Source organism: Sphingobium cupriresistens (assembly GCF_004152865.1).
Taxonomy (GTDB): domain Bacteria; phylum Pseudomonadota; class Alphaproteobacteria; order Sphingomonadales; family Sphingomonadaceae; genus Sphingobium; species Sphingobium cupriresistens.
This window is the reverse complement of the sequence record NZ_SEOO01000002.1, coordinates 193,861-209,216: the sequence shown is the minus strand read 5'-3', so window position 1 is coordinate 209,216 and position 15,356 is coordinate 193,861. Positions and strand designations below refer to the sequence as shown.

The 15,356-nt window shown below is 66.1% G+C and carries 16 protein-coding genes; 13 read left to right on the top strand and 3 right to left on the bottom strand.

The window, feature by feature from the left end; all coding sequences use genetic code 11:
- Nucleotides 1–158 precede the first annotated feature (158 nt).
- The 3 genes from EWH12_RS02315 to EWH12_RS02305 all read left to right on the top strand — a co-directional run bounded on the left by EWH12_RS02315 (nucleotide 159) and on the right by EWH12_RS02305 (nucleotide 1,270).
- Entirely contained in the window at nucleotides 159–386 is a 228-nt protein-coding gene (locus EWH12_RS02315) for a hypothetical protein (RefSeq protein WP_242495923.1), read from the top strand.
- Nucleotides 387–492: 106 nt separating this feature from the next.
- A complete protein-coding gene (gene sciP / locus EWH12_RS02310; RefSeq protein WP_066606838.1) occupies nucleotides 493–792 on the top strand; it encodes a CtrA inhibitor SciP in 300 nt (99 codons plus the stop codon).
- A gap of 223 nt (nucleotides 793–1,015) precedes the next feature.
- Nucleotides 1,016–1,270 carry a GlsB/YeaQ/YmgE family stress response membrane protein gene (locus EWH12_RS02305; protein ID WP_066607499.1) on the top strand — a complete coding sequence of 85 codons (255 nt, stop codon included), beginning with the start codon at nucleotides 1,016–1,018 and terminating at the stop codon, nucleotides 1,268–1,270.
- Between the two features lie 61 nt (nucleotides 1,271–1,331).
- Here the strand turns inward: EWH12_RS02305 and EWH12_RS02300 are convergent, their stop codons facing one another.
- Nucleotides 1,332–1,580 (bottom strand): GlsB/YeaQ/YmgE family stress response membrane protein, encoded by a 249-nt coding sequence (locus EWH12_RS02300; RefSeq protein ID WP_066606842.1) that lies wholly within the window; start codon nucleotides 1,578–1,580, stop codon nucleotides 1,332–1,334.
- A gap of 231 nt (nucleotides 1,581–1,811) precedes the next feature.
- Here EWH12_RS02300 and EWH12_RS02295 point away from each other — a divergent pair, with 231 nt between their 5' ends.
- The 3 genes from EWH12_RS02295 (at nucleotide 1,812) to EWH12_RS02285 (ending at nucleotide 7,625) form a co-directional block, all read left to right on the top strand.
- The gene (locus EWH12_RS02295) at nucleotides 1,812–2,984 is read left to right on the top strand and encodes an efflux RND transporter periplasmic adaptor subunit (protein WP_066606847.1); all 1,173 of its coding nucleotides are present in this window, start codon (nucleotides 1,812–1,814) and stop codon (nucleotides 2,982–2,984) included.
- A 148-nt stretch (nucleotides 2,985–3,132) separates the two neighbouring features.
- Entirely contained in the window at nucleotides 3,133–6,297 is a 3,165-nt protein-coding gene (locus EWH12_RS02290) for an efflux RND transporter permease subunit (protein ID WP_129925566.1), read from the top strand.
- 56 nt (nucleotides 6,298–6,353) lie between these two features.
- Entirely contained in the window at nucleotides 6,354–7,625 is a 1,272-nt protein-coding gene (locus EWH12_RS02285; RefSeq protein ID WP_129925565.1) for a DUF445 domain-containing protein, read from the top strand.
- A gap of 116 nt (nucleotides 7,626–7,741) precedes the next feature.
- Here EWH12_RS02285 and EWH12_RS02280 read toward each other — a convergent pair whose 3' ends face one another.
- A complete protein-coding gene (locus tag EWH12_RS02280) occupies nucleotides 7,742–8,353 on the bottom strand; it encodes an EF-hand domain-containing protein (protein WP_129925564.1) in 612 nt (203 codons plus the stop codon).
- A gap of 204 nt (nucleotides 8,354–8,557) precedes the next feature.
- On the opposite strand from EWH12_RS02280, the gene EWH12_RS02275 reads away from it, so the two are divergent.
- The 6 genes from EWH12_RS02275 (at nucleotide 8,558) to ribH (ending at nucleotide 13,376) form a co-directional block, all read left to right on the top strand.
- Nucleotides 8,558–9,280 carry an energy transducer TonB gene (locus EWH12_RS02275; protein WP_129925563.1) on the top strand — a complete coding sequence of 241 codons (723 nt, stop codon included), beginning with the start codon at nucleotides 8,558–8,560 and terminating at the stop codon, nucleotides 9,278–9,280.
- A 47-nt stretch (nucleotides 9,281–9,327) separates the two neighbouring features.
- Nucleotides 9,328–9,840, top strand: coding sequence for a hypothetical protein (locus EWH12_RS02270; RefSeq protein ID WP_066606864.1), 513 nt, complete (start codon nucleotides 9,328–9,330; stop codon nucleotides 9,838–9,840).
- On the top strand, nucleotides 9,837–10,844 hold the full coding sequence (ribD, locus tag EWH12_RS02265) for a bifunctional diaminohydroxyphosphoribosylaminopyrimidine deaminase/5-amino-6-(5-phosphoribosylamino)uracil reductase RibD (protein WP_272800213.1): 1,008 nt from the start codon (nucleotides 9,837–9,839) through the stop codon (nucleotides 10,842–10,844). Before EWH12_RS02270 ends, ribD begins: the two co-directional genes overlap by 4 nt.
- A 131-nt stretch (nucleotides 10,845–10,975) precedes the next feature.
- A complete protein-coding gene (locus tag EWH12_RS02260; protein ID WP_066606873.1) occupies nucleotides 10,976–11,590 on the top strand; it encodes a riboflavin synthase in 615 nt (204 codons plus the stop codon).
- Nucleotides 11,591–11,660: 70 nt separating this feature from the next.
- Nucleotides 11,661–12,941, top strand: coding sequence for a 3,4-dihydroxy-2-butanone-4-phosphate synthase (ribB, locus tag EWH12_RS02255; RefSeq protein ID WP_129925561.1), 1,281 nt, complete (start codon nucleotides 11,661–11,663; stop codon nucleotides 12,939–12,941).
- Between the two features lie 12 nt (nucleotides 12,942–12,953).
- Nucleotides 12,954–13,376 (top strand): 6,7-dimethyl-8-ribityllumazine synthase, encoded by a 423-nt coding sequence (gene ribH / locus EWH12_RS02250; RefSeq protein WP_066606879.1) that lies wholly within the window; start codon nucleotides 12,954–12,956, stop codon nucleotides 13,374–13,376.
- A gap of 43 nt (nucleotides 13,377–13,419) precedes the next feature.
- Here ribH and EWH12_RS02245 read toward each other — a convergent pair whose 3' ends face one another.
- Complete coding sequence (locus EWH12_RS02245; RefSeq protein WP_129925560.1) at nucleotides 13,420–14,514, bottom strand: alkene reductase; 1,095 nt, start codon at nucleotides 14,512–14,514, stop codon at nucleotides 13,420–13,422.
- Nucleotides 14,515–14,654: 140 nt separating this feature from the next.
- On the opposite strand from EWH12_RS02245, the gene EWH12_RS02240 reads away from it, so the two are divergent.
- Entirely contained in the window at nucleotides 14,655–15,317 is a 663-nt protein-coding gene (locus EWH12_RS02240) for a COQ9 family protein (RefSeq protein WP_066606884.1), read from the top strand.
- The last annotated feature ends 39 nt before the right edge of the window (nucleotides 15,318–15,356 follow it).

Below are 15,356 nucleotides of genomic sequence, written 5' to 3'. Positions count from 1 at the left end.
GACGGATCGACGCGAAACGCGGGTCGGACGAGTCACGAAAGCGTCGCCGAGTTTACCGACCCTTATTCATTACCCCCTACACAGGGGCCATGGATCTGAGTTTCCTTCGGGGTGGCGGGCTGAAGCCTGGCTCCCCCAGACCCTTCAGCCGGCCGCGCGTGCCGGCCTGGCCATTCCTGCGGGCCGCTACGGCGGCCGCGCAGGCGGCCAGTCCGACCGCGCAGGCGGTAGCGGGCGTCCTGCGGGGGCAGGGCGGAAGCGACGACTGGTTCCAGGAACTGGCGGGCATTTTCGCGCCACGTTCCGGCGGCAAGATCGAAGCCGTGCGTCTCGCGGGAAGTTTCCACCCGTTGATCGCGAGCCGTTTAGCCAGGGGGCATGAATGATGAAGGCTGTGTTTACCGTTGGGCTTTAGCCGTTCTTCAGGGCTGACGCAGATAAAGGTTTCACGGTTGAATTCGGTAACGCCAGTGCCGCACTTTGAGGGTTAGAATGATCGAGAACCAGAAAATCAAACCGGCTCAGGTCGTCGGGCCGCTCGGGGAACCCCTTACCCTCGACAGCCTGCCGCCAGCCGACACCACCCGCTGGGTGGTGCGGCGCAAGGCGGAAGTGGTCGCTGCGGTGAATGGCGGCCTGTTGAGCGTGGACGAGGCGTGCGCGCGCTATAATCTGACGCTGGAGGAATTCGCCAGTTGGCAGCGCGCGGTAGATCGATCGGGGATGCACGGCCTGCGCGTGACCCGCATCCAATATTACAAGTCGCTTTACGAGCGGCAGCAGAAATACTGACCGGCCGCCAGGCCGCCAGCCCATGATCGAAAAGGGCCGCCGGATGCCGATCCGGCGGCCCTTTTACTTGCCCCCCGTCCGCGACCGCCGCGGGCGCGCGCAAAACGGCGCAAAGCCAAGATGGTTTCTAGCCCGGAATCATTTTTTGCACCGTGGAACGGGACGCCTTCTCTTCCGTTAAGACAGCACCCAACCCGCTGGGGGCGTGGTCAAGGAGAGTAACATGGGCATTATCTTGTGGCTTATCGTCGGCGGCGTCATTGGCTGGCTCGCCAGCATGGTGATGCGGACCGATGCGCAGCAGGGCATCCTGCTCAACATCGTGGTCGGCATCGTCGGCGCATTCATCGGCGGCCTGATCTTCAGCGGCGGCTCGATCAATGACGGCCTGACGCTGTACAGCTTCCTAGTGTCGCTGGTCGGCGCGATCATCCTGCTGGCGATCGTCAATCTGGTTCGTCGCGGGTCGATGCGTTAACAGCACATCCCGCACATACAAAAGGGCCGCGCCATGGCGCGGCCCTTTTTTTTACGCCTTTTCAACGCCGCGCGGCGAAAAAGCGATAGAGCGCCAGCACCGCGATTGCGCCCAAAATAGCGGCGATGAAGCCGGCGCGCTCGCCGGGCGCATAGACACCGGCGAGCCGCCCGACGAAGCCGGCCAGCAACGCCCCGGCTATGCCCAGCAATATGGTGACGATACAGCCGCCCGGATCGCGACCGGGCATGATCAGCTTGGCCAAGGCTCCGGTCAACAAGCCGACGACGATCCACCCCAGCAAATCCATGGCGCGCTCCTCTCCAGCATGGCGTCGCCGCTGCGCCACGACTGGCGGATTCGGCAAGTCAATATGCGTGCTTCAGCATAGACGAACGGCGCGTCGCACTCCACCCTCCATCCGCCCCGCAATATCGCTTTGCCGTTCCCCTTTGAACCATGATATTGGGGGTTGAGAGCGGTGCTATATTCATATAACACAGTTGCCGAAATGGCGATGCGCCGGAGAGACGAGAGCGGCATGAACTACGAAACGCAGCTGGTGGGCGACTCGATGGTCGTCATCGACGAAGATGAGGCGCGCCGACGGCGCAAACGCCTGCTGCTGATCGGCGGCGGCGTCGCCGTGCTGCTCGTCGCCGCAGCCGCCTGGATATCTATGCGCGGCGACACGGCGGCCGCTCCCGCCGCCCCGGCAGCGCAGGCGCCGGTCGTCACCGTCATTCGGCCCGGCCAGTCGGTCGTCGCCCGCACCGTCACGGCGACCGGGTCGCTGGCCGCGAGGATCGACATGCCGGTGGGCGTCGTCGGCGAAGGCGGCATGGTTTCGCGGGTGCTGGTGCAGCCAGGCGACTGGGTGCGCGCCGGCCAGCCGCTGGCGATCATCGAACGGTCGGTCCAGGTCGAACAGGTCCGATCGCTCGCTGCGCAGGTGGAGGTGGCCCGCGCCGACGCGAAGCTCGCCCAGGCCCAGCTCGACCGCGCCAAGGCGCTGGTCGGTCGCGGTTTCATCAGCGCCGCCGACATCGACCAGCGCACCGCGACCCGCGACGCGGCGGCGGCGCGCGTCAATGTCGCCGCCGCGCAGCTTGCCGAACAGCGCGCGCGCACCGGTCGGCTGGACATTCGCGCGCCCGCGTCCGGCCTGGTCCTGACCCGCGCGGTCGAACCGGGCCAGATCGTTCAGGCGGGCGGCGCCGTCCTGTTCCGCCTGGCCAAGGATGGCGAGATGGAATTGCAGGCGCAGGTGGCCGAGGGCGACTTGGCGACGCTGCGTCCAGGCAACAGCGCCATGGTGACGCCGATCGGCCATAGCGACCAGTTCGCCGGCCGCATCTGGCAGGTGTCGCCGGTGGTCGATCCCCAGACCCGCCAGGGCATCGCGCGCATCGCCATCCCCTATAATCCGGCGATTCGGCCGGGCGGCTTCGCTTCCGCGACCATCACCAGCGGATCGGGCAGCGCGCCCCTGCTGCCCGAATCGGCGGTGCAGAGCGACGCCAAAGGCAGCTATGTCTACGTCGTCAACGCCAAGAATCAGGTGGAGCGCCGCGCCGTGACCGTGGGCCAGGTGTCCGACGCCGGGGTCGCCGTGACCAGCGGGATCGACGGCGCGGAAAGCATCGTCACCTCCGCCGGCGCATTCCTGGCGCCGGGGCAGAAGGTGAAACCGGAATTGTTGAAGACCCGTTAGGAGACAGGCGCGGCCGACACCGGCCGCGCGCGTCCCTAAATGGCAGGATGCGCGCCACCGGCGCGGCGAGCAGGTTGAATGGGACGCGATGCTGCGTCCGGCACAGGTTGGACGGACGCGCCAGCGCGTCCGGTGAAGGAAGCCCGTCATGAATTTTCGCAACATTTCCGCATGGGCCATCCGCAACCCGGTGACGCCGCTCGTGCTGTTCGCCGCGCTGATGCTGGCGGGCATCGTCAGTTTCATGCGGATGGACGTCAACAACAACCCCGACGTCAGCTTCCCCATGGTCAGCGTAACCGTGTCGCAGTCGGGGGCCGCGCCGACCGAGTTGGAAACGCAGGTCACCCAACGGGTCGAGGCGGCGGTGCGCGGCATCAGCGGCGTGGACGAAATCACCTCGTTCGCATCCGAAGGCCGGTCGCTGACTAACGTCCAGTTCCAGATCGGCACGCCGGTCGATCGCGCCGTCAACGACGTCAAGAACGCCGTCGACCAGATTCGCAGCGATCTGCCCGACGGCATTTTGGAACCGCAGGTCCAGCGCATCGACATCGATGGCGGCCCGATCGCCTATTTCAGCGCCGAAGCCACCGATATGACGCTGGAGGAACTATCCTGGTATGTCGATAACACGGTCGCCAAGCGGCTGCTGTCGATCAGCGGCATGGCCGCGGTCAATCGCGGCGGCGGCGTCAGCCGGGAAATCCGCGTCATTCTGGACCCCGCCAAGCTGCAAGCCTTCGGCATCACCGCCGCGCAGGTCAATCAGCAACTCAACCAGGTCAACCTGAACGCGGCGGGCGGCCGCACCGAAATCGCCGGCGCCGAACAGTCGATCCGCGTGCTGGGCAACGCCCGCAACGCCCGCGATCTGGGCGCGACCCAGATCGCGATCAGCGGCGCCCGCACGGTCAAGCTGGCCGACATCGCGCAAGTGCGCGACATGTATGCCGAACAGCGCAGCCTGGCCCTGATGAACGGCCGGCAGGTCACCAGCTTCAGCCTGGAAAAGGCGAAAGGTTCTTCAGACGTCACTGTCTATGACGAATCGATGAAGGTGCTGGACAAGCTGAAGGCCGAAAATCCCAAGGTCCAGTTCAAGCAGCTCTACACCAGCGTCGAATATACCAAGGAACAATATCATTCGGCCATGGCAGCGATGATCGAAGGCGCGGTGCTGGCGGTCGTCATCGTCTTCCTGTTCCTGCGCGACTGGCGCGCGACGATGATTTCGGCGCTGGCGATCCCGCTGTCGGCGATCCCGACCTTCTGGTTCATGGAGATGATGGGCTTCACGCTGAACGGCATTTCGCTGCTGGCGCTCAGCCTTGTCGCGGGCGTGCTGGTCGATGACGCCATCGTGGAGATCGAAAATATCGTGCGCCATATGCGCATGGGCAAATCCGCTTATCAGGCGTCGATCGATGCGGCGGACGAGATCGGCCTGGCCGTTCTGGCCACCACCATGGCGATCGTCGCGGTGTTCCTGCCGGTCGCCCTGATGCCCGGCATATCGGGCCAGTTCTTCATCCAGTTCGGCATGACCGTCGTCGTGTCGGTGCTGATGAGCCTGGCGGTCGCCCGCCTCATCACGCCGATGATCGCCGCTTATTTCCTCAAAGCCCATGGCGAGGAAAGCCATGGCGAAGGCTGGATGATGGACCGCTATATGAGCGTGCTGCGCTGGTCGCTCGACGAGCGCCGGGCGATCGCCCATCGCGCGCGGGGCGGCTGGCGGCGCTTCACCGCCCTGTTCCTGGACCATCGCATGTGGACCGTGGGCATCGGCGCATTGGCGTTCGTCGCCACGATCATCGCCTTCGCGACGCTGCCGATGACGTTCCAGCCGGTCACCAACACCGATTTCAGCCAGGTGAAGATCGAAACGGTGCCGGGCAGCACGTTGGCGCAGACAACCGCCATCACCCGCAAGGTCGCCGAGATGCTGGCGGCCGACACCGACGTAGTGGAGGCCGCTTTCGCCGATATCGAGCCGACCACGGCCGATATTTTCCTGACCCTCAAAAAGACGCGCCCGATCAGTTCGGTCGATTGGGAGCGCAAGATCGCGCCGCAATTCCAGACCGTCGCCGATGCGCGGGTCAATTTCCAGTCGCAATCGGGCGGCGGTTTCGGCCGCGACATCATCATGATGTTCGGCTCCGATGACCCGGAAAAGCTGGAGCAGACGGCCAATCAGCTGGTGGCGGAAATGGCGCGCATCCCCGAACTGCGCGCGCCGCGCGTGCAGGGCGACATGCAGCGGCCCGAAATCATCATCACCCCGCGTCTGGACCTGGCCGCCAGCCTGGGCGTGACCACGGCCGCGCTCAGCCAGTCGATCCGCATCGCGACGATCGGCGACATCGACCAGAACAGCGCCAAATTCTCGCTGTCCGACCGCCAGATCCCGATCCGCGTGTCGATCGCCGAGGACAGCCGCAAGGATATCGCGACGATCCAGAACATGCCGGTGCCAACCGTCAGCGGCGGATCGGTGCCGCTCAAGGTCGTAGCCGACATCCATTTCGGCGCGGGACCGACGCAGATCCGCCGGTACAACCAGATTCGCCGTATCGTCGTGGGCGCGGACCTGGCGCCCGGCATCGTCACCAGCCAGGCGACGAAAAAGATCGACGCGCTGCCGCTGATGAAGGCGATCAATGACGGGAAGATTCAGGGTCTTCAGAAGATCGAGGCGGGTAACAGCAAGTTCCAGGCGGAAATGCTGGCCAATTTCATGATCGCGGTCGCATCCGGCATCCTGCTGGTGCTGGCGGTGCTGGTGCTGCTCTATAAGCGGATCATGCCGCCCTTCGTCAATTTGGGGTCGCTGCTGCTCGCCCCGTTGGGCGGCGCTCTGGCGCTACATATCGCGGGGCAGCCCATTTCCATGCCGGTGCTGATCGGCCTGCTGATGTTGCTGGGCATCGTCGCCAAAAACTCGATCCTCGTCATCGACTTCGCGCTGGAGGAGATGGAGAAGGGCGTGCCCAAGTTCGACGCGATCGTGGATGCCGGGCACAAGCGCGCCCAGCCGATCGTCATGACTACGGTCGCAATGGTCGCGGGCATGGTGCCGACCGCGCTGGCGCTGTCGGGCGATGGCGCCTGGCGCGCGCCCATGGGCATCACCGTGATCGGCGGCCTGCTGCTGTCGACGGTGCTGACGCTGGTGATCGTGCCGGCGACTTTCAGCCTGGCGGTCGGGATCGAAAGCTGGGTCGGGCCGCGGCTGGGCCGGGGTCTGCTGACCTATAAGGCCGGCGACGACAAGGATAGGCCGGCCCATCCGCACCCCGCCGAGTGAGGCTGGCAAAAGAAGGCTTTGCCTGAACGAAACGGCGGCGTAACCGTTGGACGGCCATGACGCTGTTTCGCATCCCCCGGCCCAGAGGCGAATTCGCCCCGCACCCCGCGCGGCGGATGCGGCTGGTGGCGACGGGGATGCTGGTGGCGATGGCGGTGGTGTTCATCACCGCGCGCGCCACCGTCCACCTCCACCCCGCCATCGGCTTCGTCCAGGCCTTTGCCGAGGCGGCGATGGTCGGCGGGCTGGCCGACTGGTTCGCGGTCACCGCGCTGTTCCGGCACCCGATGGGCCTGCCCATCCCGCATACCGCGATCATCCCGCGCAACAAGGACCGGATCGGCGACACGCTCGCGCTGTTCCTGCGCGACAATTTCCTGACGCCCGCCGTCGTCGCGCGGCGGATGCGCGGCATGGATGTCGCCGCCGCCGCCGGCCGCTTCCTGGCGAGTCCGTCCGAGGGCGGGGGACGGCTGCGCGAAGGCGCATCGCGCCTGATCGCCGATATATTGGAGGCGCTGGACCAGGAACGGCTGGGCGGCATGGTCAAGGGCGCGATCGGCCAGCGGCTGCGCGCGATCAATATCGGCCCGCTGGCGGGGCAGGCGATCGAGGCGGCGATGCGCGACGGCCGCCACGCTCCGGTGATGGACGGCATCATCCATTGGGCGGACCGCACGCTGGAGGCGAACGAGCATCTGATCCGCCAGATGGTGCAGGAACGGGCGGGCAAGGTGCTGCGCTGGACCGGGCTGGACGAAAATCTGGCCAACGCCATCCTGTCGGGCCTGCGCAAGATGCTGGCGGACATGGCCGCTGATCCCGGCCACAGCCTGCGCCTGAAGGCGGAGGAAGGCATGGCCAAGCTGGCCTTCGACCTGCAATTCGACCTGGAGACGCAGGCCAAGGTCGCCAAGATTCGCGACGAGATCGTCGATAATCCGGCGATGCAGCGGTGGATCGAGGGGATGTGGGAACAGGCGCGCGCCGGGTTGCTGCGCGCGGTGCGCGATCCGGGCAAGGCGATGGCCGGGCGCCTAGGCGAAGCGCTACGCCAACTGGGCGGCACGTTGCAGCAGGAAGCGCGGCTGCGGCTGGTCATCAACCGCTTCGTGCGCCGCGCCGCGGTGGGCGCGACCGCCACCTATGGCGACGCGATCGTGCGGCTGGTCAGCGACACGGTGCGCGGGTGGGATGCAGGCACGGTCACCAGCCGGCTGGAAAATGCCGTAGGGCGCGACCTGCAATATATCCGCGTCAACGGCACGCTGGTCGGCGGTCTGGTCGGCCTCGCGATCCACAGCGTCGATATGCTTTTTCAGGGATAGGGCCGCACCAGCCCTCTCCTCCAAAAAGTTGCCGGGACGTGTCGGGCCAAACGACACGCCCCGGCGGAACCAGCCGCGCAGAGGAGAGAGAGGCGGCCGATCCCTGGCTGGGAAACTCAATTCTGGGGACGCCCCTCACCGCCCGGCGGCAGCGGCAGTTCTTCGGCGGTCAGCACGCCGTCGCCATTGCGGTCCTGATCGGCGAACATGGCGAGCGCGGGGGCAAGAAATTCGGCGCGGTCGATCTGGCCATCGTCATTGCTGTCTTCGGGATAGGGCATGGCGCGGCCGGGCGGCGGCGGAGGGGGCGCAGCGTCGGCGCGATCGCCGCCACGGGGGTGGTCACCGGGCGGCGGACCGCCTGCACCATCGGGGCCACCACCACCACCACCGGGGCCACCGCCAGAACCGCCCGGACCACCTCGCCCATTGCCAGCGCCGCCTTCTTTCCCGACCCTACCCTCCGCGGTTACGCGCGCCTGCCGCTCATGGCCCAGCATCCGCTGCATCACCTGCACCGGCACCAGCCCGTCGCCGTCCTGATCCATCAGGCCGAAGCGGCGCTCCATATAGGCGCGCATCTCGTCCCGTGTGATACCGCCGTCGCCATCGGCATCCGCCGCCCAGGGACCGTTTTCAGGGTCGGCGGACGGCTGCGCCAGAAGCGGCGCGGAAGCGAGCAGCGCGACAGCGAGTGAGACAGCAGAAAGGCAATGGCGAAAACGCATGAAGGCTCCTGAAAGCGGGATCGCCTCCCTCTCGCACCCGCGCTTTGCCGCCATATGTCGCGATGCAGCCGCAATGTTGCAGGCTCGATAAATTTTATGTTGCAACATATCATAGAATAATGTTGTATCATTTCATCGACGATCAAGGTTTGGGCAAGAAGAACCGGCGTCGGCGAGAGGATGCGACAGACGAGGAGCGAGACGATGCGACTCATGACCCTATCGGCAATGGGACGGACTATAACAAATCGGACGACGGACGCGGGCGGGTCAGCACGCTATGGCGCAGGGCCCAAATCGCCGCTGGGCCTGGGCGGCACGGTGGCGGTGCATGGACTGCTGATCGGCGCCTTCCTGCTGATTCCCAAGGAAGTGATCCAGTTCGTCACGCCAACGCCCCCGATCATCGGCTCCAACATACCAATCGATCCGCCACCCCCGCCCGAACCGACGGAAGATGTTCGGACCGACCCCAAGATTCCGACCCAGCCCCAGCCACAACGGCCCAGCGCTACCGTTCCGGTCATACCCATGCCGACCAGTGACACGATCCTGACCGGCGCGCTCGATTCGGGCGACAGCATCGATCCCGGCCCGTCGATCATCCCGCCCCCGATCGATCCGCCCCGCCCGCCGGTGCTGACCGAACCGGCGATCGATCCCCGCGCAATGGGCGCGTTCCAGCCCGACTATCCCGGCGCGATGATCCGGCAAGGGCTGGAAGGCGCGGTCACGGTGCGCGTGACGATCAGCGCCGAAGGGCGCGTCACCGCTATCGAGAAAGTCTCCGCCACGGACGAGAGCTTCTGGGCGGCGACCCAGCGCCACGCCCTGCGCAAATGGCGCTTCCGCCCCGCAACCCGCGACGGCGTGGCGGTGGTCTCAACCAAAATTCTGACGGTGCGCTTCACCCTGACGGAGCGATAGGGCGAGAGCGCTGCGGGGAAGGAAAGGGAATTTCGCGGAAAGCCATCATGGACCATTTTGCATCTGCGCCCGCCCTGTCCTATAAGGGCGACATGGCGATCTTTCCCCGTCCCGTTTCCCCTAAAAGCGCGCTTGGCGATTTCTGGGGCTATTTCAGGCAGCAGCGGCAGCATAAATGGCCGTTGCTGGGCGTGTCCGTTGCGCTGACCTATGTCATCATCTGGACGTTCGTGGTCGATGCGAACACCAATACGATGCCGACGCGCAACAAGATCATCTATGTCCAGAGCTGGGACGCGAACCGGTCCGACGCCGCGATCATCCTGCAGCAGAAGATCGATTTCGCCAAGCGCGAGGCGGCGTTGCAGAAGAATCAGGCGAAGATGCAGGGCTTCGCCGATGCCTTCGGCATCGAATGGCGCGAGGAAGAAGCCCGCAACACCGCCCGTCGCAAGGAAGCGGTGAAGCAGATCGACGCGCTGCTGGACGAGCGGCTGGCCAAGGCGGAATCAACGACGAAGACGCCGGGCGGGACGCCTGCGGGAGCCGCCCAGCCCTGAGCGACGCGCCTTCGCCCCCAGAGGCGCGATCCGCACAGGATCGACGCTATATGGCGGCCGCCATCGCCCTGTCGGGGCGCGGGCGCGGCCTTTCCACCCCCAATCCCAATGTCGGCTGCCTGATCGTCCGCGATGATCGTGTCGTCGGGCGCGGCTGGACCCAGAAAGGCGGCCGTCCCCATGCCGAGGCGCAGGCGCTGGACCAGGCGATGGACCGGGCCGCAGGCGCTTGCTGCTATGTGACGCTGGAGCCTTGTTTCCATCTGTCCCCGCGCGGGCCGCGCTGCGCCGACCTGATGGCCCGCGCCGGCATCGCACGCATGGTGATCGCCCTGCGCGATCCCGATCCGCGCACCGACGGACAGGGCGCCGCCTGGCTGCGCGATCGCGGCGTGGCGGTGGACATGGGCCTCATGGCGGACGACGCCGCGCGCGCCATGGCAGGATTCGTGCTGCGCCAGACGCTGGGGCGGCCGCATGTGACGCTGAAGCTCGGCCTCTCGCTCGACGGGCGCATCGCACTCAGCGACGGATCGAGCCGCTGGATCACCGGGCCGGATGCGCGCGCCCATGCCCATATGGAGCGGGCGCGGCACGACGCCATATTGGTGGGCGGCGGCACGTTGCGGGCGGACGCACCGTCGCTGGACGTGCGGCTGGCGGGGCTGGCGGACCGATCGCCGCGCCGGGTGCTGCTGAGCCGGGGCGACGCGCCGGCAGGCTGGACGCGGATCGGCGCGCCGGAGGAGATTGCGACGCTGGAGCGCGTCGATCATCTGCTGGTCGAAGGCGGGGCGGAAACGGCCGCCGCCTTCCTGCGCGCCGGGCTGGTCGACCGGCTGCTGCTCTATCGCGCCCCGATCGTCATCGGATCGGGACTGGCCGGGATCGGCGACATCGGCTTGTTCGACCTGGCCGATGCGCATGGCCGCTGGCGCATGATCGACAACCGTGCGCTGGGGGTCGATCGGCTGGAGGTTTACGAGGCGGTTCGGAGCGCTTAGATCAGCCCCAAACTCACCCGTTCGGGCTGAGCGAAGTCGAAGCCTATCACTGAGCGAAGCGAAATGGCCTCCCATGGTCGGCCGCACCTTCGATTTCGCTCAGGACGAACGGAAGATTGGATTGGGGCAACATGTTCACCGGCATCATCACCGACATCGGGACCATCCGCAGCCATGAACAGCGCGGCGACCTGCGCCTCGTCATCGGCAGCGCCTATGATATGGACGGCGTCGCCATCGGCGCGTCGATCGCCTGTTCGGGCGCCTGCCTGACGGTGGTGGAAAAGGGCGACGACTGGTTCGCGGTGGACCTGTCGGCCGAAACGGTCGCGCGCACCGCGCCCGGCCTGTGGCGCGAAGGCGGCCGGCTGAACCTGGAACGGGCGCTCAAGGTCGGCGACGAACTGGGCGGGCATATCGTGACCGGCCATGTCGACGGCATCGGCCATCTGGTGTCGGCGGTGCGCGAAGGCGATTCGACCCGGCTGACGATCAAGGCGCCCGCCGACCTCGCCGCCGCGCTCGCCGCCAAGGGATCGATCACGCTGGACGGCATTTCGCTGACGGTCAACAGCGTCGACGACCAGGCCGACGGCAGCGTGCATTTCGGATTGAACATCATCCCGCACACCGCCACCGCGACCACGCTGGATGCGCTGCCGGAGGGTCGGACCTTCAATCTGGAGATCGACGTGCTGGCGCGGTATCTCGACCGGATGCAAAGCCTTCGCAACCGCAGCATGTGATTATAGCTTGAATTAATCACACTACAGTGTGATATGCGACACCGTCCCGCTTGTGGGAAGGAGTCGTTCCATGTCCTCTGCCCTTATCGATACCGTCCGCAATCTCGTCACCGACGGCGGCATGTCCCGTTCCGGTCTGGCGCGCGCCGCCGGGCTGCACGCCAATTCGCTGCGCAAGCTGGGCGAAAGCGACTGGAACCCGACTGCCGACACGCTGGGCAAGCTGGAATCCTACCTGCTCAAGCGCGAGGGCGGCACCGCGCTCGCCAGCCCGGAAGAAATCATCAACGAAGCCCGCAACGGCCGCATGTTCATCCTGGTCGACGACGAGGATCGCGAGAATGAGGGGGACCTGGTGATCCCCGCGCAGATGGCGACGCCCGACGCGATCAATTTCATGGCCACGCACGGCCGCGGCCTCATCTGCCTGGCGCTGACCAAGAGCCGGACCGAGGAACTGGGCCTGGACCTGATGAGCCGCAACAACGGCACCCGGCATGAAACCGCCTTCACCGTGTCGATCGAGGCGCGCGAGGGCGTGACCACCGGGATCAGCGCGGCCGACCGCGCCCGCACCGTGTCCGTGGCGATCGACGGGTCGAAGGGCAAGGTCGATATCGTCACGCCCGGCCATGTCTTCCCGCTGATCGCCAAGGATGGCGGCGTGCTGGTGCGCACCGGCCATACCGAAGCGGCGGTGGACGTCGCGCGGCTGGCCGGCCTCAACCCGTCGGGTGTCATCTGCGAAGTGATGAAGGACGACGGCACGATGGCGCGCCTGGACGACCTCATCCCCTTCGCCCAGAAACACAAGATGAAGATCGGCACGATCCGCGACCTGATCGCCTATCGCCGCCGCCACGACCATATGATCGAGCGACGCGCCGAAACCACGTTCGACAGCCGCTGGGGCGGCGACTGGAAGGCGATCAGCTTCTACAACAAGGCGACCCAGACCGAGCAGCTGGTGCTACAGAAGGGCCATGTCGATCCCGACAAGCCGACATTGGTGCGGATGCACCAGATGTCGCCGCTGAGCGACACGTTCGGCAAGCTGGGCGCGCGCACGGGCCTGCTGCCGCGCTGCATGGAGATTATCGGGGACGAAGGCGCCGGCATCATCGTCATCCTGCGCGGCGACGAACCCGACATGCTGACCCGGATGCTGCAATATAATGCCGGCATCGTGCCCGGCGACATGGACGAATTGCGCAATTATGGCGCGGGCGCGCAGATCCTGGCGGACCTGGGCGTCCACGACATGATCCTGCTGACCAACAGCCACCACAGCCTGATCGCGCTTGACGGCTATGACCTGGCCGTGGTTGGGCAACGGCCGATCGAGCTGTAAGGACATATCATCATGGCAAAATTCCTGATCGTCGAAGCCCGCTTTTACGACCATCTGAACGACCTGCTGATCGAAGGCGCCAAAGCCGCGCTGGACGAGGCCGGCCACAAATATGAGGTGGTGACGGTGCCGGGCGCGCTGGAAATCCCCGGCGCGATCGCGCTGGCGGCGGAAAGCGGCCGTTATGACGGCTTCATCGCCATCGGCGTGGTGATCCGCGGCGAAACCTATCATTTCGAAGTCGTATCGAATGAAAGCGCCCGCGGCCTGATGGCGCTGAGCATGGACGCGATCGCGATCGGCAACGGCATATTGACGGTCGAGAATGAAGCCCAGGCGCTGACCCGCGCCAAGCCGACCGAAAAGGACAAGGGCGGCGAGGCGGCCAAGGCGGCCATCGCCATGCTCGCCCTGCGCGACCGATTCGGCATGTGATGAAAAAAGGGGCTGCTTTTTTTGCAGCCCCTTTTCGACTGGATCAGGCGTCCGCCTTTGCCTGCGCCAGCGTCGGATAGTCGGTATAGCCCGTCTCGCCCGGCCCGTACCACGTCGCCATCTCCTGCGTCGGGTTGAGCGGCGCGCCGATGCGGAACCGTTCGACCAGATCGGGATTGGCCATTAACGGGCGGCCGAAGCTGATCGCGTCGGCCAGGCCGCTGGCCAGATCCGCCTGCGCCCGGCCGCAATCATAATCGCTGTTCAGGATCAGCGGCCCCTTGAAATGCTGACGGATCAGCGGCGACTGGCGCGGCACGTCGGTCGAACCGAAAGTGCCATCCGGTCCCGGTTCGCGCAATTCCAGCGATGCGATGCCGATCGCGTCCAGCACGTCGGCGGCATGGGCGAACAGCGGCGCGGGATCGCTGTCATCCACCCCCTGCGAATCGCCATTGGGGGACAGGCGCACCGATACCCGGTCCGCGCCGATCGCATCCACCACCGCCTGCGTCACTTCGCGCAACAGGCGAACGCGATTTTCGACGCTTCCGCCATATTGGTCGGTGCGGAAATTGGCGTTGTCGCGCAAAAACTGGTCGATCAGATAGCCATTGGCGGCGTGGATCTGCACCCCGTCGAACCCGGCTGCAATCGCATTATGCGCGGCGCGAACATAGGTATCGATCAGGCCGGGAATCTCGTCCACGCCCAGCGGCCGGGCGGTTTCGAACGGCGCCTTGCCCTCATAGGTGTGGGCGTCGCCCGCCGTCGCGGTCGCGCTGGACGATACCGGCTGTTCGCCGGTCACGGCGCTGTGCACCTGACGCCCCATATGCCACAGCTGGACGATGATCCGCCCGCCCGCGTCATGGACGGCTTGCGTTACGGGCCGCCATGCGGCGACCTGCTCGTCGGACCAGATCCCCGGCGCATAGGGCCAGCCCAGCCCCTGGCGCGAAATGCCGGTCGCTTCGCTGATGATGACGCCGGCCGATGCGCGTTGCCGATAATAATCGACCATGATCGGGGTGGGCACATGGTCGCGGGTGGCCCGGCCGCGGGTCAGCGGGGCCATCAGGATGCGGTTTGGCGCGGTAATGGCGCCGATCTGGACGGGGTCGAACAGGGTCGTCATGGAATCTCCCTCAATCATAGTTGCAATTTGCAACGCGACTTGATGCGTAACGCCAGCTAGGGAGCCGGCATGTCGAGTTCAACCCCCGCTCCGTCCGGCCGGCGCTTGTGCGCCCGCGATCGTGGGCCTAGATATACGACATGAGCGAAACATCGGACCTTACCCTGGACGAAATCCGCGCGCTATTGGCCCCCGTGCTGGCGCGCCATGCCGCGTTCGACGGCTGGCGACCGCAAGCTGTGGCGATGGCCGCGGCGGAAAAGGGCGTGGATGCGGACATCGCAGCGCTCGCTTTCGCCGATGGCCCGATCGCCATGATCGACGCCTGGTTCGCCAGCATCGATGCGCGCATGGTCGCGGCGCTGCCAGCGGACGAACTGGCGGCGCTGTCGATCCGCCGGAAAATCACCGCTCTGGTCGAAGCGCGCCTGACGCTGCTGGCGCCCGATCGGGAGGCGCTGCGCCGCGCGATCGCGATTCTGGCGCTGCCGACCAATGCCGTCCGCGCCGGGAAACTGGGTTGGCGCGCGGCGGACGTCATGTGGCGCGCGGCGGGCGACACCGCCACCGACTTTGCCCATTACAGCAAACGCACCACCCTGACCGCCCTCTATGCCGCCACCCTGTTGGTGTTCGTAGATGACGAGAGCGAAGGCCATGCCGACAGCCGCGCCTTCCTGGCCCGTCGGATCGAGGATGTGATGCGTTTCGAAAAGTTCAAGGCGAAGGTCAAAGGCGCGGGCGGCGGCGAGCGGCTGAGCCTGTCGCGCTTCATCGGCCGCTTGCGCTACCCGGCGATCTGAATAGGCGGCGAGCGATTCGCTCTGGCCTTTCCCAATCGG